The organism is Gramella sp. MT6 (genome assembly GCF_019357415.1).
Classification (GTDB): domain Bacteria; phylum Bacteroidota; class Bacteroidia; order Flavobacteriales; family Flavobacteriaceae; genus Christiangramia.
The window spans coordinates 2,582,342-2,606,026 of record NZ_CP048410.1 but is presented as its reverse complement, the minus strand read 5'-3'; the positions used below and the strand labels follow the sequence as shown (position 1 = coordinate 2,606,026).

Annotated in this window: 20 protein-coding genes; 10 read left to right on the top strand and 10 right to left on the bottom strand. The window is 37.8% G+C overall.

The window, feature by feature from the left end:
- Positions 1-69: 69 nt before the first annotated feature.
- The gene (locus G3I01_RS11630) at positions 70-810 is read right to left on the bottom strand and encodes a LytTR family DNA-binding domain-containing protein (protein WP_219548052.1); all 741 of its coding nucleotides are present in this window, start codon (positions 808-810) and stop codon (positions 70-72) included.
- Positions 800-1,960, bottom strand: a complete 1,161-nt coding sequence (locus G3I01_RS11625) for a histidine kinase (RefSeq protein ID WP_219548050.1) — start codon at positions 1,958-1,960, stop codon at positions 800-802. Before G3I01_RS11625 ends, G3I01_RS11630 begins: the two co-directional genes overlap by 11 nt.
- 371 nt (positions 1,961-2,331) lie before the next feature.
- Here G3I01_RS11625 and G3I01_RS11620 point away from each other — a divergent pair, with 371 nt between their 5' ends.
- From G3I01_RS11620 to G3I01_RS11605, 4 genes are all read left to right on the top strand, one after another.
- Positions 2,332-3,150 (top strand): hypothetical protein, encoded by an 819-nt coding sequence (locus G3I01_RS11620; RefSeq protein WP_219548049.1) that lies wholly within the window; start codon positions 2,332-2,334, stop codon positions 3,148-3,150.
- Between the two features lie 99 nt (positions 3,151-3,249).
- On the top strand, positions 3,250-3,981 hold the full coding sequence (locus tag G3I01_RS11615; protein WP_219548048.1) for a hypothetical protein: 732 nt from the start codon (positions 3,250-3,252) through the stop codon (positions 3,979-3,981).
- Between the two features lie 320 nt (positions 3,982-4,301).
- Positions 4,302-6,533, top strand: coding sequence for a TonB-dependent receptor (locus tag G3I01_RS11610; protein ID WP_219548045.1), 2,232 nt, complete (start codon positions 4,302-4,304; stop codon positions 6,531-6,533).
- A gap of 230 nt (positions 6,534-6,763) precedes the next feature.
- Positions 6,764-8,155 carry a vanadium-dependent haloperoxidase gene (locus tag G3I01_RS11605; protein WP_219548043.1) on the top strand — a complete coding sequence of 464 codons (1,392 nt, stop codon included), beginning with the start codon at positions 6,764-6,766 and terminating at the stop codon, positions 8,153-8,155.
- Positions 8,156-8,254: 99 nt separating this feature from the next.
- Here the strand turns inward: G3I01_RS11605 and G3I01_RS11600 are convergent, their stop codons facing one another.
- Together G3I01_RS11600 and G3I01_RS11595 are read right to left on the bottom strand one after the other, a co-directional pair.
- Positions 8,255-8,986, bottom strand: coding sequence for a LytTR family DNA-binding domain-containing protein (locus G3I01_RS11600; RefSeq protein WP_219548041.1), 732 nt, complete (start codon positions 8,984-8,986; stop codon positions 8,255-8,257).
- A 2-nt stretch (positions 8,987-8,988) separates the two neighbouring features.
- Positions 8,989-10,044 carry a histidine kinase gene (locus tag G3I01_RS11595; RefSeq protein ID WP_219548039.1) on the bottom strand — a complete coding sequence of 352 codons (1,056 nt, stop codon included), beginning with the start codon at positions 10,042-10,044 and terminating at the stop codon, positions 8,989-8,991.
- A gap of 447 nt (positions 10,045-10,491) precedes the next feature.
- On the opposite strand from G3I01_RS11595, the gene G3I01_RS11590 reads away from it, so the two are divergent.
- The 6 genes from G3I01_RS11590 to G3I01_RS11565 all read left to right on the top strand — a co-directional run bounded on the left by G3I01_RS11590 (position 10,492) and on the right by G3I01_RS11565 (position 17,347).
- The gene (locus G3I01_RS11590) at positions 10,492-11,523 is read left to right on the top strand and encodes a c-type cytochrome (protein ID WP_219548037.1); all 1,032 of its coding nucleotides are present in this window, start codon (positions 10,492-10,494) and stop codon (positions 11,521-11,523) included.
- Complete coding sequence (locus tag G3I01_RS11585; RefSeq protein ID WP_219548035.1) at positions 11,523-12,875, top strand: OprD family outer membrane porin; 1,353 nt, start codon at positions 11,523-11,525, stop codon at positions 12,873-12,875. Before G3I01_RS11590 ends, G3I01_RS11585 begins: the two co-directional genes overlap by 1 nt.
- A 548-nt stretch (positions 12,876-13,423) precedes the next feature.
- Positions 13,424-14,815, top strand: a complete 1,392-nt coding sequence (locus G3I01_RS11580; protein ID WP_219548033.1) for a hypothetical protein — start codon at positions 13,424-13,426, stop codon at positions 14,813-14,815.
- A gap of 241 nt (positions 14,816-15,056) precedes the next feature.
- Positions 15,057-15,689 carry an SDR family oxidoreductase gene (locus G3I01_RS11575; RefSeq protein ID WP_219548031.1) on the top strand — a complete coding sequence of 211 codons (633 nt, stop codon included), beginning with the start codon at positions 15,057-15,059 and terminating at the stop codon, positions 15,687-15,689.
- A gap of 33 nt (positions 15,690-15,722) precedes the next feature.
- Positions 15,723-16,076, top strand: coding sequence for a hypothetical protein (locus G3I01_RS11570; protein ID WP_257710571.1), 354 nt, complete (start codon positions 15,723-15,725; stop codon positions 16,074-16,076).
- Positions 16,077-16,267: 191 nt separating this feature from the next.
- Positions 16,268-17,347, top strand: a complete 1,080-nt coding sequence (locus G3I01_RS11565; protein WP_219548029.1) for a hypothetical protein — start codon at positions 16,268-16,270, stop codon at positions 17,345-17,347.
- 81 nt (positions 17,348-17,428) lie between these two features.
- Here the strand turns inward: G3I01_RS11565 and G3I01_RS11560 are convergent, their stop codons facing one another.
- From G3I01_RS11560 to G3I01_RS11535, 6 genes are all read right to left on the bottom strand, one after another.
- Positions 17,429-18,058, bottom strand: coding sequence for a thioredoxin family protein (locus G3I01_RS11560; RefSeq protein WP_219548027.1), 630 nt, complete (start codon positions 18,056-18,058; stop codon positions 17,429-17,431).
- Between the two features lie 17 nt (positions 18,059-18,075).
- Positions 18,076-18,675, bottom strand: a complete 600-nt coding sequence (locus G3I01_RS11555) for a TlpA disulfide reductase family protein (protein WP_219548025.1) — start codon at positions 18,673-18,675, stop codon at positions 18,076-18,078.
- A gap of 71 nt (positions 18,676-18,746) precedes the next feature.
- On the bottom strand, positions 18,747-20,930 hold the full coding sequence (locus G3I01_RS11550; protein ID WP_219548023.1) for a xanthine dehydrogenase family protein molybdopterin-binding subunit: 2,184 nt from the start codon (positions 20,928-20,930) through the stop codon (positions 18,747-18,749).
- 27 nt (positions 20,931-20,957) lie between these two features.
- Positions 20,958-21,944, bottom strand: coding sequence for a xanthine dehydrogenase family protein subunit M (locus G3I01_RS11545; RefSeq protein ID WP_219548021.1), 987 nt, complete (start codon positions 21,942-21,944; stop codon positions 20,958-20,960).
- Between the two features lie 31 nt (positions 21,945-21,975).
- The gene (locus G3I01_RS11540) at positions 21,976-22,776 is read right to left on the bottom strand and encodes a 2Fe-2S iron-sulfur cluster-binding protein (RefSeq protein ID WP_219548019.1); all 801 of its coding nucleotides are present in this window, start codon (positions 22,774-22,776) and stop codon (positions 21,976-21,978) included.
- Between the two features lie 153 nt (positions 22,777-22,929).
- On the bottom strand, positions 22,930-23,685 hold the full coding sequence (locus tag G3I01_RS11535) for a sulfite exporter TauE/SafE family protein (protein WP_219548017.1): 756 nt from the start codon (positions 23,683-23,685) through the stop codon (positions 22,930-22,932).

Here is a 23,685-nt window from a genome sequence, read left to right as displayed (position 1 = left end):
TTACAAGAACAACTTATTCGTTTAAATGTGTCTATGAACCTGCTCATGAAAGGGCAGGTTTTATATTTTCTAGGAAACCCGGGATTCCATAGTTTTTAGAAAATGATTCAGGTAAAACTTTCCTATAGGCAGTTCCTTTTTATTGACCTCAACCAGTTCATGGGTATAAGATCTGATTTTATTAACCGGCACTATAAATGATCTATGGATACGCACAAATGCATTTTTATTGATTGCAGCTTCAATAGCTGTAATGGTTTGCCTGCATAAATGCATCTTATCATAAGTGAAAATCTTCACATAATCTTTCGCGCTCTCTATGTACAGGATCTCATCCAGGATAATTCTAACCTGTCTTCTATCTATACGGAGGTAAATGGCATCGACTCCAGATTTTCTTTCCGGCTCATTAGACACATCTGCGAACAAAACATTTTCATAGCCCGGTAACGCTTTATTAACCGCTTTAAGAAATCGGTCAAAGCGTATAGGTTTAAGCAGATAATCCACTGCATCCAGCTCGAAGCCATCCCAGGCATATTCTTTATAAGCGGTGGTGAAAATTACTTTTGGAGGTTCTTTTATAGATTGCATCAGTTCTGTCCCCAGTAATTCCGGCATCCGGATGTCCAAAAAAAGAATATCAATTTCGTTTGATTGCAGAAATACAAAGGCATCAATCGCATTACTACATTCTCCAGCTAATTGCAGAAACGGTAATTTTTCAATATAACGTCTTATCACATCTCTTGCGAGCGGCTCGTCATCTACAATGAGACATCTTGGCTTTATGTTTTCGCTAGGTTTCATATGCGAGAAGTGTTTCTGTTTCCATTTCAATGGCTTCCGAATTAATTGTTTTTAGATCAACGCTGAGATCTACAATAAAAACATCCGGCTCTTCTTTAATCTCAAAGATATGTCTACCAGGATATAAAAGCTCCAGCCTTCTGCGAACGTTTTCAATGCCTGTCCCGGGTCGTTTTTCTCCAGGAATGACTTTATCCTTTCTTCCGTTCATCAGTTTTATGTAAAAGGTATCTTGCTTAAGCTCAGCTTTTATATTGATCCAGGGTTTATTGATCATTTTACTAGCTCCATGTTTAAAACAGTTTTCAACCAAAGGAAGTAGCAGCAATGGTGCAATGCTCTTATCCCCGACATTATCGGGTAGATCATAATGAAGATCCAGTTTTTTGTCATACCTGATCTTTTCAAGATTTAGATAGTCTACTACCATTTGTAATTCATTCTCCAAAGGAACCTTTTCTTTCTTGCCTTCATCCAGAATATACCTCAGGATATGGGAAAGCTCCAGGATCATTTTTGCGCTTTTAGGTGATTCTTCCTGGGCTTGGGAGTAAATATTATTGAGGGTATTGAACATGAAATGAGGTTGAACCTGTGCCATTAAAAGACGAAGTTGTGCTTCTGAATTCTCTTTCAGCAGTTGCTGGTTCCGCAGAGATTTTAAATAATAATGTTTGAACATTTTAAAGCTTGAGGCCAATGCCACTGCAGTAAGTAAGCCCAAAATACTTCCAAGATAGGCCATGAAGATTTTTTGCGGGAAAGTACTGGTGGTTAAAAAAAGCTCGGCATTAGGGATCCAAGGCATTTTTGACCAGGGAACAAATATTAGAAAAAATGCATTTACAGAAATACCAACCAAATAAAAAACACAGAACCATAAAAATGCACGACCAAATTTTTGCTTGAATACAAATTTCGGGAGTATAAAATATAGTGCGGGATAAACAATAAATGTTTGAGGAAAAAGAAAAAAGAAAGTTTCCACTACAGTCTTCCAAAAATCAGGAAATTTCCCTGTCGTTTGATAGACCATAGGATTAAAATAGCGGGTTATGGTAAAGTAACCGCCCCATAAAAGCCAGAATAAGACGTGTCGCCAAAAACGATATTCTTTCTTATCTGATAGTATAAACTCCCGTAATGACATCTATACCAATATTTTATTTAAATGTATTGATTTAAGCCACAAGCTCGAAGCCATATCCACATACACGCATTTTCTCAAGACATAAAGAACCTTTGTCGCTATCAAAAATTTTTATCGCCGGTAAATTAGCCTTTGTCGCCATTGATTATCTCTCTGTCGACTTAAAAAAATTACTTCAGAAGCATAGATTAAATTTAGTGATAATTTACAAGTTATGATTCTGAAAATCAGCACTTAACAACCATTATGACATTCAAATAAATCAATTCTTAAATTTTTGATCTTGTCTGTTTTAAGGGTAGAATAATTAAATAAGAACAACATTGAAAGGTATAGCTCAGTTAATAGTCTGGATTGAAAATTTATCAGTAATGAAAACGATTATAACATACATTTTATTAATGACAGTCCCTGTAATCTTTACAAACTGTTCCAGTGATGACGATGTTCCGCAAACAATAAATGCAAATTCAGAGGATATAGATGATCTACCTCTGGAGCCATCACCAGCGAATACTGCGTTTGAATTACCAGGATATCCCGGGATCATTAAAAAATACGAAAATGGAAAACTTAATTATTGGGCTCAATATTATTACAGGCCTGATGGAAACTTGCTAAAGATCAATTATAGTCATCCCGAGTCCAGTCCAGAAGTTTTTACCGATTCCTTTTATTACAATAGCGCCGGAAAACTACTCAAAATAGATGGTCATGATGTTTATGATTTCTATTGGGAGGGTGACCGCATTGTAGAGGTCGGTAGGTATAATGGAATGTGGAGCGGTAGGTCTAAAATACAATTTGAATACAATGCCAGAGGCCAGATTATTGAAAAAAAGGAAACAAACATCGACTTTTTAGATAAAGAGAAATTAGTCTACTATTATTTTGACGATGGTAACCTAAAGATGATCGAGCAATACGGAGATTACAACGTAACAGGAATTTACACCTTGTATTTCGTTACCAAATTTGAAGGCTATACGAATGATAAAAACCTTTTCTGGGAATTAGAGATCATTCCACGACAGGTCGCACAAAATTATTTTCCTACCGCTATGAATTTTAAACATCTTACTGAAACAGGTTACGATAAACAAGAAATTTACAATTATCAATATGACAGCCAGGGAAGGGTAATCGAGAAAACTTTCGGCAAGAATAGAATTATCTACCTGTACTATTAATTGGAAAAAGGCATTTGAATTCATCTTCATCAAATCTAGGAAGATAATCCAAGCTCTCAGAAGCTATTTAATGCAGCCATGTTAAATAAATGATTTTAAATGAAAACAATACGGGTGGCAACCCTGAATGCCGGAAAATTTAATACTATGTTCTCCTATCTTACGAATTGGCAAACCTTATTTGTTATAGGTTTATGGCTTATAATCTCCTGTTCTAATTCTGAGGATTTCGAAGGACTCGATAATAACTCGGTTATTGATAAAGAACCACCTGCTCAAAATGAACCACCAGTAGACGATGGTGCACCGGTTGAGGAAGAGCCAACAGTGGATGAAGAACCTGTAATAATCTATACTGATATTGAACCAGATTTCAAATCTGAAAATAAGATTTTGAATTATGATATCGATCTTAATGATGATAATATCATTGATTTTTCTATAACATTCAATAGTGATGGAAGTTATGAATGGCTTGGAATCGCATCTGATAATCCTAATAATGGGATTTTATCATTAGCTCCCTGGTATACGCATCCTATGCCCCTTGATCTTGATGCAAAGATTTTCATTGGCGGTTTCAATAATGGTGAATTCTATGCCCCGGGAGCTATTTTTAATATTGATGAATGTTTTGGAGGAGAATCAGGCTGCTATTTAGACTGGATGCACAAAGGTGAAAAGTACCTGGGCTTAAGGTTCCTGATAGATGGGAAGTTTCATTACGGATGGATTAGGATAGAGATTATAAGCGCGACTGAATGGATCGTAAAAGATTTCGCTTATAATGCTACACCAAAAAAACCCATTCTTGCTGGTCAGTTAAAATAATTATTTCTACACTCCTAAATATTGATCTTATTTAATTTCAAGGGCTCTTTTGAGCACAAAACATAAACAACTGATTTACAGAGTTAAAACAATAACTGAATGTATTTCATGACGAAAAAAATCCTACATTTAATATAGTTATCCAAATATGTTTTAATATAAATCGTTGGCAATAGCCAGCGCTGTTATCAATAGAATAGAACCCAAATTGAACCTTCAATTGTGTAGTCACATTGAAATATTCAATTTGGGTTTGTTTTTATGCGGTAAGGATAATACTCTGCTAAATATTAGAATTTTGGATTTAAAAAACATTACCTATGAAAATATCAGCTGTTTTTTTCATTTTCTCGTTTCTTTCATCGCAAATTATCTTGGCTCAGAATGTAGATCAGGCTAAAGACGCGGTAACCGATACACTTCCGGAAGTTATGGTTACCTCACTACTTCGTCCTCAAAAGATCACCCGTGCTCCTGCTTCTATTCAGGTAATAACGTCCAGGGATCTTGGGCTTTTTGCAGGATCTAATACGGGAGAGCTTATTTCCAGAATACAAGGTTTGGAATTTACACGCTATGGCGTCGATGGAATAACCTTTAATTCCAGGGGATTGAACAGCGCGTTCAATAACAAAATACTTCAGATCGTAGATGGTCGTATTAGCACCGCGGCCTTAAGTGGAGGCTTGCCAGTATTTAATAACGGTACTACAATTAAGGATGATATCCAGCAAATAGAGATTGTTGTGGGTCCGCAAACGGCCTTGTTTGGTCCTAATGCCCATAATGGAGTTTTTAATACCATTACAAAAGATCCTCGCTTATATCCTGGAACTTCGGTATCACTTAGCGCAGGAAACCAGGAACAGTTTAGTGGGCGTTTCAGGCATGCTCAAAAGATCGATGATCGCTGGGCCTGGAAAATAACCGGAGAATATGCCAGTGGGCGGGAGTTTCACTTCATAGATAGTGTGTATGTGGGCAATCCTCCCCAAGGGGTCCCTGAGCATAATGTAGATTTTGATTTCCGCCATCTTAGAGGTGAAGCACATCTTTATTATAATCTTGATGCAAACACCGAAATTGTAGTTTCAGGTGGAGCTAGTACCAATGATTTTTTACAAGTCACCACCAGCGGCCGCAATCAAATGAAAGATGTTGGGTATAGCTTTCTACAAGCTAGGTATAAAAGTCCGCATTTCTATGCCAATATTTACAACACTTGGGGAACACTTGGAAACAGTTATACCCTTGCCGGGTATACCCAGATATTCTGGATGAGATCCCAACCGGGGCCATTATATTTACCTCCCGATGAAGCAGAAAAGGCAGCTTTAAGTGGGTCTGAGTTCAAAGAAAAGAGCAGAAGGTTTAATGCAGATATTCAGTACCATACAGACTTTCCAGAAGCAGGACTATTTCTTGTTGGAGGTCTGGATTTCGAAAATTCCCAACCCAACATAAATGATGGAACTACGCTGGTAGGGGAAGCCGGTGATATTTCTATATCACAAATCGGTGCTGTTCTACAACTCGAAAAAAAACTTCTGAAAGACCTGCGAATTATTGGAGCTTTTCGATATGACAATAATGAAAATTTTGAAGATCTATTTGCTCCTAAACTTACTCTGGTGAAAGATCTTGACCGAGGTAACATAAGGCTGGGATGGGCTAAGGCCTATGCCCTGCCTTCAATTCAAAATCAATATGCCAGTATTCGCGATTTCTTTTTCGGTAATGGCGGGAAGGGAATTCAATATATCCTGAATAATTCGTTGATCGATGATCCCGGGGCTGTACTAACCACTAAGCCTTTAAAGCCTGAAGAAGTGAAAACCTGGGAAATAGGTTATAAAGGGCAACCTCTTCAGAAGATCTGGCTGGATGCCAATGCTTATTACGGCGTTAGCAAGAATTTTATTACTCCGGCATTACCAGTTGGCGGTAGAGCCCTTTCATTAAATGGAATTGAAGTAAACCATAACCCGGTTTTTGCAGGTACAATAAGCAATGATACCTTACAGGGTGCTTCCTTTTTTACTTTTTTTAATTATGGCAAGGCTAAAGTTTATGGTTTAGACCTTAGTGTTACTTATTACCTAGCTTCCTCTATTAATCTGGCTTTGAAATATTCCTGGCTTAATGCCGATTTTGAGGAAAATGATGCGAACAGGGATGGACAAATAACCCAGGATGAAAAAAGTATAAATGCGCCAAATCATCGAGCTGTTGCACAGCTAACCGTAGACGAGCTTTTGAAGGACCGACTTTCCCTTTCCTTAGGAACCAGAATTATACAGCAATATGACTTCTATAGCGGCAATCAGATAGGAAGTTCAGATGGTGCTGGTACCAGAACACCACCAAAAAACTTCAATTATGGTCCTTTAGGAGGATTTACCACATTCAATTTTGGCGCCGAATATCTTTATAGTAAAAATGTGGTATTAAATTTTAATATGACCAACATCTTCAATACCAGGCAGATCGAATTTATAGGTGCTCCTTCAATAGGCAGGCTGGCAATGGCGAGTATAAAAATATCAAATTGACAAATTCAGGTCCTGAATTATTGTTTTAAAACTTTATGCTTTTACTACTGAAGTACTTTTAGTCAACTTGCTATCAGATGTAATTACTTTAACCCGGTCCAACAGCCTTTCTTTACAATCTTAGTCGCTATATATCAACTCTTTAACACCTGGAAGCCCTTCTCCACCGAAGAAAAACTTTTTCAGTTGTATTTCAGGATACATTTAATTGAATCAATTAATTCGAAATCATGAAAACAACTGCCAAAATTCTAAACGGATTACTAATCCTTTTTCTTCTGGTTTCCTGTGAAAAGGATGAACTGGAATCCACCGATCCTAATCTTCTGAATTCTGCCAATAGCGAGGCTTCAGAAAACTTTAATAACGGAATGATCAAATCCTATAGTAGTGATGTTGTAATTCAATGGAACGAATTGCTGAGTCAGTCTATAGATAACAGGTTACCGCAACCCGCTGAAGTGAAGATCTACGTGATGGTTACTCTGGCCATGCATGATGCACTTAACAATGTGGTTCCAAAGTATGAAACCTACGCCCTGGATAATAGTGAAGTAGATGCCAGTGATATTACAAAGAAGAATATTCATACTATAGCTGACGCCGCCGTTTCTAAAGCAGCCAGGGATATGATGGCTCAGGTATTCCCTCCTTCCACCGCTACAGCAGACGCATTATTGAATAGCATTTTATCAAATATTGAAGATTCAGATCTCAAAACAAGAGGCATAGCCATTGGGCAGGAAGCTACCGCGGCAATTCTGCAAAAACGATCCGGGGATTTTCCTTTGGCCTTTGCTGGCTATCCACTTTATACTGAACCGGGAGAATATCGTTCAGATTTCATGCCTTGGGCTATGGCAAACCCTCCCGTATGGCCAGCGAATGCCGTATATGCTCCTAATTTGGGAAGTCTAACGCCTTTCGGGATAGAATCTGGTGATCAATTTAGGGACCAGGCCCCTTTTCCGTTAAATTCAGCAGATTATATAAAAGATTACAATGAAGTAAAAATGCTTGGATGTACTTCCTGTCCCGCCAGGACCGAAGAACAAACTGAGATCGGAGCCTTTTATATAGAGAATACTTCAAGTTTCAACAACAGGGTCGCCAGGGCACTGATCGTTCAGAAAAAACTGGATGGTTGGGAAGCTGCACGATTGATCGGTCTTATTGAAATGTCACAAATGGATTCCTACATTGCCTCCTTTGATGGTAAATATCATTTCAATTTATGGAGACCTATTACTGCTGTTCGCTTAGGAGATTCAGACGGTATCGACGAAACAACCGGTGATGCTTCATGGACTCCAACCTTCACAACTCCTCCTACCCCGGAATATCCTTCAACCCATTCTTATAATGGCGGTGCTGCAGCCGCAGTTTTCAGAGCTTATTTTAACACCGATCATTGTGATCTGGACCTAATTAGTCCTTACAACTTACCCGGCACAACCCGGCATTTAAGTAGCTTTTCACAAATGGCGCGTGATAATGCTCTTTCAAGGATCTATATAGGTTATCACTTTAGAAACGCCATTGTGGTTGGAGAAAGACAGGGAGGTGAACTAGGAAAATATGTTTTTGAAAATAACCTTCGAGAGATCAAAAAACTAAAATAGTCGAATCAAGCAGGTTGGAAAAGTCCGGTATGAAAATCCGGACTTTTCTCTTGATCAAAATTCGGCACTAAAAAAATCTCCTGCAGAAAAAAAAGAGATCTATTCTCTCTCCTCTACTCCATTAGGGAGATTAGCGTTGGTTGGCACTAATTTGGAAAATGAACTGCAATAACTCTTACCTATAGGTAATTCTATACGGCCAATCTCAACGTCTGTTTTGGTGAAAGCGGTTATCTTATCTATAGAAATTATATAAGACCTGTGTATTCTTAAGAATTTGATTTCCGGTAGCATTTCAATCACTTGGTTAAGACTTAACTTTACGCGAAGCTCTCTGTTGCCTTCCAGGTGTATAATTAGATAATCGCGAATACTCTCTATATAAAGGATCTCATCAATAAAAACTTTCATCATCTTCCGGTCTGACCTGAAATACACAAAGCTAATCCCGAAGTTCCTTGTTTCTGGTAATGGATAGTTTACCTGAAGAACTTTATTAACCGCTTTTAAAAATCTCTCAAAAGAAATAGGTTTAAGTAAATAATCTACAGCGTCAAGTTCAAAGGCTTCTATAGCAAAATCCTTATGAGCTGTAGTAAATATAACCTTTGGTGGATAAGGGAGTGTCTTTAATAATTCGGTCCCCATGAGTTTAGGCATTTGGATATCCATAAAGACGAGATCTGGCCTTTGCGAACTCAGTACATCTAAGGCTTCGAAAGCATTCTTACACGTTGCGAGAAGCTCTAACTGGACGATAGTAGATATATAGTTTTCTAAAACTTTAATTGCCGGAGGTTCATCATCTACGATTATACATTTGCATGACATTTCTAAACTATTTTGGTTAGGTGTAATTTATCCAGATATTGATCTTCCAGTAATTCAAGTTCAAGTTTTAAATTGATCACAAACACTTCCTCCAGTTTTTGACAGTTCAGGGCATACTTATCCTTATAATAAATATCAAGTCTTTTTCTCACATTCTCCAGGCCTAAACCACAGGGCATTTTGTCCATATGAGAATAATCCTGATCTATACTATTTACCAGTTTAAATCGCATTAAATCTGCTTTTTGAACCAGATTAAAGCTGATCCAGCATTGATCAATTTGTTTGCTTGTCCCATGTTTAAAGGCATTTTCTAAAAATGGGAGCAATAACAAAGGTGCGATCTGGAACTTATCTATATCTCCACTAATGTTCACAGATATGTCCAGCCTGTCCCCATAGCGCAACTTTTCCAATGCAATGTAGTTTTGCAGAAGATCGATCTCCTTAGATAATGGGATCCTGGGGGAATTACTTTCATAGATCATGAACCGGAGCAGAGCCGATAATTTAAGCACGATCTCGGGAGCATTTGGCGAATATTCCAGAGTTAGAGAATAAAGGTTATTTAATGTGTTGAATAGAAAATGCGGATGAAGTTGTGCCTTCAATAATTTTAGTTCAGCAATCGTCTTTTGTTGTTCTGCTTCCTGAGTTTGTTTACCCTGAAGGTACCAGTATTTCAGAAGTTTTATCGAAGCAGCTATCCCGGCAATATGAATAAATGGAAGAATATTTCTTCCTACTGAAAAGGTCGCTCCCTGAAATCTTGGATCTGCTGAGATTGAAAGCTGTGCGATCACTGTATAAACTCCGCAGATAAATACTAAAATCACCAGGCCAAGAAAGAATTGCCAGTATTTCCTGTTTAACAGGAATTTTGGAACCAGGAAGTATAAGAGACTATACACCATAATCAAATGTCCCGGCAGGAAAAACAACGCGTTATAAATAGACTTCATAGGATCAAGACCAAGGCCAAATCCCCAGGCGAAATACAAAACGACCAGAATCCAGAAAAGGATATGCAGGCCAATAGTTCTAAGCTTTTTACCCACGATTGCAAAATAATAAAGGTCTTTAACTATGATTTTAACTGAACAATAAATAAACCACCCGGAGGGAGTAGATCATATGCATGAGTTCAAATGAATTTCTTTAAATACCCTACAAACTCAAAATCCAAAATCGCAAAGAAAAGGTACGAAATTAAGCCGATATCCAGATCATTATTCTTTCACTAAAAGCATGACTTAAAATTATATTTAACTGGTTTTCAATGATTTAATATGCGATAGCATAGATAATTTACATTATTCAAAGGAATCGATCGTAGGATGAAAATTAAAATAAATTTTATAGGATAATTTGTTATTAAAAAACTCTATTTGAATTGCAGTTCCAGCCTTATTTCTGGTTCAGTACTGTAACAATTGTTACTGCTGTATGGGCTTTATTGGTCTAAGTTTGACAGAACTAAAAATAAACTTTTTCATATTTAGCTAATGAGTAATTTCAGTACACTGGTAAGATCTATCGCAAAAATTTTTTTGTTGGTAACTGTTCTTGTAATTATTGTTTTTATAGGAGTGATCACTTACACAACTCAACCAGCTATTTTTACCGGGTATAAGATCGCCCCGGAAAATTGGAACCCGAAAAACCCTGATTCCATTTATGCTTCTGGCTTTATGGATCCCGAAGTAGAATACGGCTACCTGCTAATATCCGAAACTTCGAAATATATGGGTCCACAATCTGAAGATCCCGAAATGAGATTAGCTGGTAATAATCTCTCCTGCACCAATTGCCATTTAAGAGCTGGAACGCAGGCCGGCTCTGGTTCCTGGGTTGGTGTGGTTGATAGGTTTCCTCAATTCAGAGGTAGATCAAATCAGGAAGGGACTATTGAAGATCGTATAAATGGTTGCATGGAACGAAGTATGAACGGCAGGAAAATGCGCGATGATTCAAAAGAGATGCAAGCTATTGTAACTTATATGAAGTGGCTTAGCGAAGGACTTCCTGAAAAAAGAGAAAAAGAATTCAAGGGCTTTCCGGCGATTGAGATCCCTGGAGTTGCGGTTGACCTGAAAAAAGGTAAAGAATTATATGCTAGAGAATGCTCCGTTTGCCATGGGGATAATGGAGCCGGTCAAAAATTGAATGATGGTTCCAATAACTATCTTTATCCTCCACTCTGGGGACCAGACAGCTTTAATGATGGAGCAGGAATGCATAGGGTTTTGACGGCAGCTCAATTCATTAAATCAAATATGCCTTTTGAACAGGCTACCTGGAAAGATCCAAAACTTACTGACGAAGAGGCCTATCATCTCGCAGGCTATATCAATAGCTTCTCACGACCTCATAAAAGCGATCTGGAAAAGGATTTTCCTGATCGTAAGCTAAAACCTGTTTCTACGCCTTATGGACCGTGGGAAGATAATTTTTCAGCAGAACAGCACAAATGGGGACCTTTCCCTCCAATAATTGAATTCTACAAAAAGAATTACAACCTCCAAAAGATCAAATAATGCTTCAGAAAATTACTGTGATACTTTTGATCTTTTTATCCTTTCAGCTATTCTCACAGGAAGAAAAAGAGGCGAAAAATTATGGAAAATTATCCGGGCAGTGGAGAAGCTTTTATATGCTTACTGATAATACTGAAGATCTCAAAGACTATAATGCTCTTGCCACCGGTGGTCATTTAAATTATAAAAAGAATTTCTTTAAGGGTTTTGAAATTGGTGCCGCCTTATACACCACCTGGAACCTCGGAATTCAGGATCTTACCGTACCTGATCTACAAACTCAGAAAACAAGCAGGTACGAAGAGGGCCTTTTTGACCGGCTGGACCTGGAAGACCACTCGATTTTTATATTAGGAGAATTATATGCCAGTTACCAAAATGATCAACATTTTATCAAATTAGGCAGAATGAAGTTTAATTCTCCGCTGGTAAATGGCCAGGACGGCAGGATGATCCCTTCATTATTTCAGGGCGTTCATTACGCTTTTGATTCCAATAGAAATACCAAAATTCAAATGGCAGCATTCAATTTTATGGCGCCTCGTTCTACCGGGGAGTTTTTTAAGATCGGAAGAAGCCTGGGCACCTATCCAATTGCCAGGAATAATGATGGAGAAGGCTCTCAATATGACAATAACAATACTGATTCAGATTTTTTACTGATCGCAAATATAGACCAGGAAATCTCCAAGAATCTGAAGCTTGAGGTCTGGAATTATTTTATAGAAAATGTATCAAATTCATTTTATTTAAAACCAACGTACCAGGTAACCGATCATATTGATATACAGGGAGAATGGCTACATCAAACCAAAATTAATAATGGAGGAAATAAACTGGATTCTTTAAGTTACTTTCAGGATAATTCATCAGATCTGCTAGGATTAAAGATACAATATAACTGGTTTAAGAAGAATTCATTATCGCTTGCCTATAACCGGATACTTCCTGGTGGAAAATTCCTTTTTCCCAGGGAATGGGGAAGAGAATTCATATTCACATTTCAAAAACGGGAACGCAGTGAAGGTGTTTCAGACAATCATGCATTGGTCGCTTACTATGACCAACATTTCAAATTGTTTAATGAAAACTTAGCGGTAAGATCAATTTTTAGCTTAGGAAAACACTGGAACCCTTCTGTTCTCGATCCTGCATCGAATAAATATGCGATGCCAGATTATACTCAGGTAAATATTGACCTTTTCTTCTCATTTAAGAATTGGAAAAATTTGAAACCAGAAATATTACTTGTCCAAAAATTCGGGAATGGAGACATCCCAGATAATCCAAATCTATTCTTTAATAAAGTGGATATGTTTCAGCTAAATTTTGTGCTAAACTATAATTTTTAGCCTATTTCTTAAAACGGACTTCCACCGTTCTTTAGAAGCATTAATATTTTAAAGGATTACAATTCAATTAAATTTTTTTGCCATAAAAAATTCGAACTTCTTCTCCTTTAAAATTATATTAATCAGCTAAAACACACAATTCAATAAAGCTAAAACCTGCTCATTTTCAGTATTATAGCGATTTAGTAGGGAGTTGGTCTAAAAAATTTCCCAGATATATTCTTCTTAGCTAAATTGGATGACTATTGACTTATATATTTCAAAAACAGGAATTTTGAATTCCTAAGAAGAAATGGATTAAACCGGCTTCTTTTTGAAAATTAATGACAAAGAAAAATAAAGGTCACAATTAGCATCCCCCCTATTATTTAGTCCCCCCGAGTAATTTTTAAAGACGGAATTGTGCTTTTTCCAGAAAGCTCATGTAGTATCTATCAAAAATGTTTAAAGATCTATTCCATTTGAAATAGATCCTTAAGCTGAAAGTTCATTTGAGAAAGCAGGTGATAAAGAAGCCCGCTTTCTAAAGAAATCTAAAATTTAAATTTATGAAAACTTTGAAATTACACCTGGTTATAACAGTTATCATCGCCCTGTTTTTTTCTTCCTGTAATCAGGATGAACCAGTTACTGATCCTGAAATATCGCAGGATGTTGCCATACTATCGTTAGGTCCTGTTTTAAATGATATGATCAACCGCGCTGCAGAAAGACAACAGGTTAATGATATACCGGATTGTTCAGAGGAAGCCCCTGCATTTGCGCAAATATCACTTATCTATGGGGATTCTGATACTCCTATTGATGTAACTGCTGAAATATTGAACGATGAAAATGGCTTTTTTACAGCTTATAATGATGAGTTGGAGATTCCAGTGCCAACAGGCGCGACAACAGTATCTGTTACCTTAACCGATTTTCTGGTTCTGAGCGATGACGCCGGATCACCCGGAGATATTATCTGGGCAGCTCCTAAAACGGGTAGTGAATTTGCCGTATTTGTAGATCAACCGCTTCCTATTTCTTGGGATCTTAGGGCTGGATCTAAAACCTATGTTGATATTCCTGTGTTATGCTTTGATGACCGGGAGGTAAATCTGTATGGTTATGTATTTTTTGATATTAATCCAACAGAACTTTCAACCCTATGCTTCTTTGCAAACTATTGCACAGATTCTGGCAGACATTACACAGCAAATTATAGTCTGGATCTTTACCTGGGGACTTCAAATTCAGGTACTCCACTATATTTAGGACAAATTCCTGTAACCGGAAATGACGGACAATTTTATGCAGAGCCCATTTGCCTGGCAGTACCTGCTCCCGGAGATGATATAAGCGCAGGTGAACCTTATCTTTATTATGAAATAAGCTTAACGGACTGGCCAGGTAACTATGGAAGTGCCGGAGACTATATGGAAACAGGTACTTTAAGCTGGATACAGGTCCAGGATTTACTTAATGACGATGGAACAACAGCTGAGTATTTACATGTTTTTCTCAATTGTGAGGAGGGTGAAGATGAAGGCGAAGATACTTACGTCACTGTAACGGTTGATACCGAAAATATTAATGAGGATAATCTAAACGAAACGGTCTTTTTTACCGACAGCAGGAGTAACTCTACCTCAACCGTTAGCAGCCCTGAAAATCATATCGCTCTGGTAAATCAAAATAGGAGGATCTTCTGGAGTGGAAAAACTTTGAATGGAAACAGCGAAGAAACAATTGAAATTATTGAAATCTATCGCAAGCCTGAGGGTGGGCCGATGATATTAACCAGAACTTATACAGATCCTAATCTTGAAGGAACAATTATAGGAGATATTAGGTCAGATTACGTTGAAGGTCTGGAGCTTTACAATTTGGTTTTAAGTATAAATGGCGAGAGCGAAAGAACCTTTACCATAGATCCTAAGATCCAGATGCAACCAAATTAGGCAGAACTAATGATAATTTATAATAAAATATCTGGCCGTCTCAATTCGAGGCGGCTTTAGGTTTTTGCATAAGATTGCATTTGAGTTCAAATATAGGTCGATCATCTAAATTGTTTATAGAAATAAGAATAAACCAATTTTAAGGTTTGTTACTTATTTTTAGACATCTGCTTTAATCCTAAATTTATCAGGAAATTGTTTCTTCAATTGTGGATCTTATAACATTTAAATTTCGATCACCGTGAATATTCTAATTATCGGGGGAACGGGTAAAACTGGAAAGGAACTTATTAAACAAAGCATCGAAAAGGGATATTTGGTTACTGCGCTAGCACGTAATCCACAAAAAATTGAATTAAATCATTCTCACCTCATATTAAAAAAGGGAGATGTATTGAAACCAGAGACTTTCGGTGATGCGTTTAAAGGCCAAGAAGCAGTTTTATCTGCTTTAGGGCATAAAAAATTTATCATCAAGACCAGCATACTTTCTGAAGGCACCAAGAATATCATCGCTGAAATGAAAAGACAAAATATCAAAAGATTTATTTGCATTACTTCCCTGGGAATCAACGACAGCAAATTTAAGTTAGGCCTATACTACACCCTGTTTTTAATCCCATTTATCCTCTACTTCTATTTTTCTGATAAATCCAATCAGGAAAAAATAATTGAGGAAAGTAATTTAGATTGGACCATCGTGCGACCCGGTCACTTTGTGAGCGGAAGAAGAACAGGCAAATATAAACATGGAGAAAATCAAGGTCATTACATTTTCACCAGGAAAATTTCTCGTGCAGATGTCGCAGATTTTATGATTAAACAGTTAAAGAATGATACCTATTTACATAAAAAACCAGGTCTCACCTATTAAAGCCTAATAGATTAATGTTTTAAAGGAGGTAATGTGACGATAAAGACAAAGGAAAACAAACTTCTGATTATTAAACTGATCCATACCATTATCTGGATGTTTTTCGTCCTGGTGATCTTCTACATCTTATATTCCGGGATATTCAATAAAATTACAACGTTCACCTGGATAGGGGTAGGATTGGTCATAGGAGAAGGTATTGTATTAATGATCTTTAATAAATTTTGCCCTCTAACCTTGATAGCTCGCAAATACTCCAACTCTCAAAAGGATAATTTTGATATTTTCCTTCCCAACTGGCTGGCGAAAAATAATAAGCTGATATTTACTTCGATCTTCCTGGCAGGTTTGATCATTATTATCATAAGATTATTCCAGAACTCATAAACCATTGATTTTAATATAATGACGACTCCTGTGATTATTCAGATTAAGGTTAAGAATAAGATTTGGAATCGGCTAAGTTGGCAGAAATTTATTTAACTTAACCATGCATTAAACTTGAATACGCCACTTTTACTATCTCCCTTACCTGCATTTTAAGCTATTAACAAACATTTGTTCAAATAGGCTGGCACATGAGTAGAGTATTCAAAAATCTCAGAGCTTTAAGTATTAAAAAAGATAAGCTAAGAAAATACGTGGCCTATGCCTTAGGCGAGATCCTTCTTATAATCATTGGAATCCTGATTGCCCTCAATCTTAATGAGAAAAGTATCGAAAGAGATAAAACAGCTAATTTTAATACGGCAATATCTCAGATCTACACCAACCTTTATTGTGAATATAGCTGGTATGAATATACTCTTGAAGGTTTGATGAAGCAAAGAAATATCGTAGCGCTGGAAATGAATGATGATCTGCAGGTAACCGATAAGGAAATTCCCTATCTCTTAGTATACCTCAATTCATCCTTTCTTTTTTATGAGACGAACAGTCCGTCTATAATTGCCAAAGCTCAGGAGAATATTATTGATCCTAAACAAAGTATCCTGGTAAATCAAACTACCTCTTATTATTCCATCTGGACCGAATGGGACAATAACTTGAAAAAAGAACGAACAAAATTCCTGAATGAATTGTTCAGTAAATACAACTTCCCGTATTATCCGAGATTGGAATTATATAATGATGATTTTATTCTCAATACACAGTTCAATGATAAGATCACAATCCAGGAAATTCAAATTGGCAAACAGATAAGAGCAGATGAAGAGTATAAATTTATTTTAAAATCGATTCTAAATCAAACCGACAATTTAATATTCATGATCGGTTACAGAGTAAATGAGACCAAAGCACTCATGGAATATTTCAACGACTATAATTCTGATATAAATTTAAATTTTTCAAATATTGGAATTTTAGGTACTGCTTTACCAGATGGCTGGGAAAAATCCACACCCATGCATCTAATAGATGTAAATAAGCAGATCTGGCAGATTAAAATTCAACTAAAGGATGGAGTTCTAAAATTCAGAAATGGAAATAGCTGGAACCAAAATTGGGGTGCAACAGATTCCTATAATGGGAAGGCGCTTTTCTTTGGCAAGGATATTCCTGTTACTGAAGGCTTTTATCAGATCGATCTGAATATAGTTGATAAGATCTATTCAATAAAAGCAATTAATGAAGTCGAAAATGGTCAGGATGAATAGAAAATTCCTTTAGTATTGAAATAAAAAGCAGGTAACATTTTTAAAATGAAACCTGCCTGATCCTTTTTTTATTTATTATAACTAAGCTGTTTTAATACTACAGCCCACGGCCTTGGTAGTTCTGTTGTCCGGATCTTTCCCGGCTTCTATTGCTTTTATGGCTTCCTCAACAAATTTCTGACTTACGCCAGACTCATCCCGCGGACTATCATCTATCGCTCCATGATACCGCAGGATCCTTTTTGAATCTATTAAATATACCTCAGGCGTCTTGGTAGCGCCATATTTAGGATACACCTCCTGCCCTTCATCAAAAAGATATAAAAAAGGAAAGCCCTTTTCACTGGCATTTTCTTTCATGGCCGCAAAACTGTCCCCCGGCTGAACTGAAGGGTCATTCGGCTGGATAGCGACCACAGGATATCCCTTGGAAGCATAATTGTTGTGAAGTTCAATAAGACGCTGCTCATTCGCTATGGCATAAGGACAGGTATTACAGGTGAACACAACAATGTAACCTTTAGGAGTTTTTCCGTTTGCGTCTTTAATATTGTCGAAAGAATAGAACTTGCCGTCGATGTTCTTAAGTTTAAATTCGGGTGCCTTATCTCCTATCTCTATCCCTGGAACATTTGATCTATCAGAGATTTCATAACCGATAAAGGACATCAGTAATAAAGCGGCAGCTATTAGCAAAAATGTCTTTTTCATAATTAGATGTATTTAGTTTATAAAAATGGTTCAATAACCTCAACAAGTTCACTTGTGTTTTCAAAAGCGCCCTGGAATAAATCATTACTATCCTGGTTAAAAATATAGGTGGCTGGAATAGCACCAGACCATTCCGGAGAAACCTTATCTATCCAGTCATTGTACTTACCATCCAGTAGGACAACCACCTTATCTTCAATTTGATTTTCCTTTACAAATGATACAAGTTTGGTGTCAACATCTTTTGGAAAGTCTAAACTAACCAGAACGACCTTCATTTTTTTGTCCTTATAAATTGAATCCAGATCTTTAAAATGCGGGAGTTCCTTGATACAGGGTTTACACCAGGTAGCCCAGAAATTGATAACATAGGTGGTATCGTTTTGAATATTTAAAATAGGCTCAAAATCTTCAAACTTCTCATATACCGGAATTCCGCTAGTATAATAATCTGGAACAGCCTTTTTGGACCTTTCATTTTCTGAAGGTTCTTCAACTTTGGCAGTTTCCTTTACATTTTCTTTTTCTTTTTTCTCCTGACAATAGATTAATGAAAATGAAATGATAATTAAGAATATCAATTTGAAAACCCTGTATTTTATGACCGCCAGTTTCATCCTTAGATTTAAAAAAATAGAATACTAAAAATACCTTTCACCAAAAATTAGTTCAAGTACTGAAGCCCAACTTAGGATAATGAAACACCCTCTTCCACTTCGGCTTCAATTAATTTCTCCGGAGTTATAGGCAGGTCACGCATTCTTTTTCCTGTTGCGTTGAATATCGCGTTAGCAATAGAAGCTGCCACACTGGTAATACCTAATTCGCCAATCCCTTTGATGCCCATTTTGTTCGCAATCTTATCTTCCTCAGGTAGAAATACCACATCTATATTAGCCATATCCAGGTTTACCGGAACATGATAATCTGCAAAAGATCTGGTAATAAAATTCCCGAAATTAGGCTCCACCTGTGTTTTTTCAGCAATCACCATTCCTGCACCCATGGTAAGACCACCAATGATCTGCCCGTAGGCAGTTTTAGGATTCAGAATTTTTCCTGCTGAACCTACGTTCACCATCCTTTTGATCCTGTACATTCCTGTATCCTTATCTACCCAAACTTCACAAAAGTTAGCGCCGAAAGAAAAGACCGAATATTCCTCAAATTCTTTAGATGGTTCTGCCATTCCCTCAGCTTCAAAGGTTTTGATCTGATTTCTTTTCAGGAGTTCAGCAAGGGCTACTTCTTCTTCCTGAGGAATATTTCTGTTATCTTTTAAACCTTTTACAGCATTTTCACAGGCAGCTCTAGCTCCATTACAATAGGAAGCTGCTCCCCAGGATCCACCGGAACCCGGAGTTACCGGGAAGTTGGAATCTCCCAGCTCAACACTTACCTGTTCAACCGGTATATTTAAATATTCTGAAGCGGTTTGCGCGATAATTGTATAACTTCCGGTACCTATATCTGTCCCGTCCATCTGAATGGTCGCATGCACTTTCTCATCATCTTCAAGGTCCAGGATCACTTTGGAGTATGTTTTTTGATATGGTGAATTTCTGGAAGCAGCACTCACACCATAGCCAATAAGCCAGTTGCCTTTTTTGTTCGTTCCGGGCTCCATCTTTCGATCTTCCCAGCCGAATTTCTCTGCACCAATCCTTAAGCATTCCACCAGAAGTCTAGATGAAAAAGGTCTGTTCTCATGAAGATCTGTTTGTGTATCATTTTTTATTCGAAAATCGATCGGGTCCATTTTCAGTTTCCAGGCCATTTCATCCATTGCAGATTCCAGGGCAAAACTTCCCGTGGCTTCTCCCGGTGCTCTCATCGCAAAAGGCGTTTGAATATTCATGGGAATCAGCTTATAGGTCACCTCGTTATTGGGCACTTTATAAAGCATTTTTGAAACCATTCCGCAGGGCTCCTGGTATTCCATGTTTGTAGAGGTGTGGGAGAGAGTTTCATGAGAAAGCGCAGTTAGCGTACCATCATTTTTAGCCCCAATTCGCATCTTTTGCTCATTTTGCTGGCGCATACCTGTGTTGGTAAACATTTGCGTCCTGGTAACCGTAACCTGTACTGGCCTGCCTACCATTTTGGCCGCCATCACCGCCAGTATCGCATGGCGTTCCAGGTTCAGTTTAGACCCAAAGCCTCCACCAACAAATGCTGAAACTACCCGCACATCCTTCTTTGGAATTTGAAAAGTAGAAGAAATAGCGATCGTTGCATCGTCCACCATCTGCTGACTCGCATAGGCCATTACCTTTCCATTATCCCATGAGGCGATAATCGCATGTAGTTCCATAGGATGATGATGCTCAATTGGTGTGTTGTAAGTTTGCTCTACCACCACATCAGCTTCAGAAAGGCCTCTCTGCATATCCCCACGCGAATAATTAGAACCATTATCGGGAGTATAGGCTTTAGATCTCGATTCCTCAAATTTGATTACGGCAGAAGGATCTTTCTTATATTCAAATTTCACTAAACGGGCCGCATATTGTGCCTGTTCAAAAGTTTCTGCTACCACTAATCCTACATATTCACCATAATAATTCACTTTGTTGCTCTGTAAAACAGGAGCAATAGTATCTGTAGCAATAGCAGTCATTTCCTTATCGAATGTCTTCAGCTTTTCGGCATTCTTATAGGTAATTACTTTTAGAACCCCGTCTAGTTTTTCGGCTTCGGAAGTATCTATAGATACGATCTCTCCTTTGGCGATCGTACTATTGATACCCTGCGCAAAAACCTTATTTTCCACTGGAAATTCAGAAGCATATTTAGCCTTTCCTGTAACTTTAAGATGGCCTTCTACTCTATCTATGGCTTGCCCAACTCCCGATGCTTTAACTGTCTTCATAATAATATTTTTGATTTTGAGGTTGGACTATACTTCTCTTTCGAATGCCTGGGTAAGTGCTCTTACGATCGCTTTTTTACCCATATCTACTTTCCATTTATTAGCTTCAAATGGTTTGGCGTCTTTCAGTGCGATCTCTGCCGCCTGCTCAAAGTTGGACTGGCTAGGTTTTTTCCCTTTCAGAAATTCTTCAGAATCATAAAGTTTCCAAGGCTTATGTGCAACACCCCCCATGGCTAATCCTACCTTAGTGATAGTTCCGCTTTTTACCTGAAGTCCGGCTGCAACCGAAATCAAAGCAAAAGCATAACTGGATCGCTCCCGGATCTTTAAATAATAATAGTGATCTGCAAACACAGGTTCGGTAAGGTGAATAGCCGTAATTAATTCGCCCTCTTCAAGATTAGTGTCCTTCTCGGGCTTATCTCCCGGTAAACGATGAAAATCTGTAAATTCTATCATTCTGGATGAACCTACGGGTTGCTCGACTTCAACCGTGGCCCCCAGTGCAGCCAGAGCTACACACATATCTGAAGGATTGGTAGCAATACAACTATCACTATAACCAAAAATAGCGTGCAGGGAATTCATCCCCTCCAAAGCTCCACATCCAGAGCCGGGTTGCCTTTTATTACAAGGCATGGAAGTCTCGAAAAAATACGGACAACGCGTGCGCTGTAATAGGTTTCCGCCATTACTCGCCATATTCCTTATCTGGGCAGTAGCTGCAGAAAGCATCGCCATACTAAGTAGTGGATATTGCTTCCTAATGTCGGGATGATTTGCAGTCTCAGAATTACTAAGCATTGCTCCCAGTGTCAAACCTCCCTTATCGTTCTTAGTGATCTTTTTATAATCAAGCTTGTTTACGTCTATTAACTGGTCTGGCCGCTCTACATCTTCTTTCATTAGGTCTACCAGGTTAGTACCTCCGGCGAGATAGTGCGAAGTTTTAGTGGTAGCCTTTAGCGCCTGTTCCTTATTTGTTGCACTTGTATAGGTGAATGGTCTCATGTTCAGTTCAATTAAATTTAAATTCTAAGGTCTAGGCTTTTTTAGCTTTGTCCATTTGTTCCTGGGTAGCGAACTCCCAGGTTGGCATCTCATCATTTCCGGAATTTACCTCTTTAAAGGCCTGAACAATATTATTATAGGCACCGCAACGGCATATATTACCAGACATTCTTTCCCTGATCTCTTCCTCCGAAAGGCTTAAATTTTCCTCTATTTTTTTGAGATCTTCAGTCACATAACTGGCTTCTCCATTTTTAGCTTCCTCTAATAAGGCTACTGAAGAACAGATCTGTCCTGGAGTACAATAACCACACTGGAATCCGTCATGCTTTAAAAAGGCTTCCTGCATTGGGTGCATTTCTCCATTTTTTGCAAGGCCTTCCACGGTAGTGATCTCCTTACCCTCGCAGGTTGCCGCTAAAGTTAAACAGGAAAGATTCCTCTTTCCGTCGATTATTACCGTGCACGCACCACACTGGCCATGATCACATCCCTTTTTTGTCCCGGTTAGGGCTAGTCTTTCTCTTAACGCATCAAGCAGACTCATTCTGGAGTCTAGTGTCAATGGTTTTACCATTTCATTTACCCTTAGATTCACTTTGATTTCGTTAAGTAGTATTTGTGGATTATCTGGAAGATCTTTCATATTGCTGGCGAATAATTCTGAAGTGAAATATGAAGAAGCCCAGATACTTAAACTGGCTGCAGAAACCTGTTTCAAGAATTTTCTCCGGGAACTCCCACTCAACCCCATTTCATCAAGGATCATTTTTTCATCATCGCTGAGATTATCTAGATCAGCATTCTTTTTCCATTTATCAATATCTTTCATAAAAAATGTATTAGGGAAGTAAGTAGGTTCCTAAAATTAAAGATTAAAATCTTGTAAAGAGTTAGTATTATGTTAATCAGGAAGAATATTTAGAAATAATGCGTTAAAAATCTACTTAATATTCAAACCCTAAAGATTTTAAAGGACTGGAAATTATATGCTTATGCCGAACCCCTTTAAAAGTATAAGCCTTAAACCGACGTAGAAAACAAGAATGGCGGTCAGAATTCCCAGAAATTTCAGATTGAATTTTTTAGTGGAAAGGTATGATCCCAGGCTTCCGCCAAGTACTACTGCGACAATGAGTTTTATTACAAGCTGATAATCCAGGTAAAAAGTTCCGGCAACGTTGAGTCCAATGAGTCCGGCTAACGAATTCACCAGGATAAATACCGAAGCCAGGGAAGCAATGATCCTGGGATCTTTCCATTTCAGAAGATTTAATACTGGCGAGAGAAAAATACCTCCACCAATTCCTGAAATTCCTGACAATAGACCAATGCTTCCTCCGAGAATGAATTTCTTAGGTTTAGAGAACTCCTGGGATTCAAGTTTGCCTTTTACAAATCTTAAGCTCATAAAAATCCCGGCCAAGACCAGGGCACTTCCAAGGATCAGAAAAAATACGGTTTGAGAAAGTTTTACCATAGCTCCCAAATACGCCATTGGAATACTTAGAACAAAAAATGGCCATATTAGTTTTGGTTTTAAAACTCCGTTTTTAATATAAATGATGGTGCCAATCGTAACCACACAAATATTCAGGATAAGTGCTGTAGAGCGTATTTCGTAGAAATCGGTTATGACAAGACTAAGAATTGCCAGGTAACTGGACCCGCCTCCGAAACCAACAGAACTATAGAATAATGCAATAAAGAAAAAGATTAACGGGAGGTATTCTAAGGACAT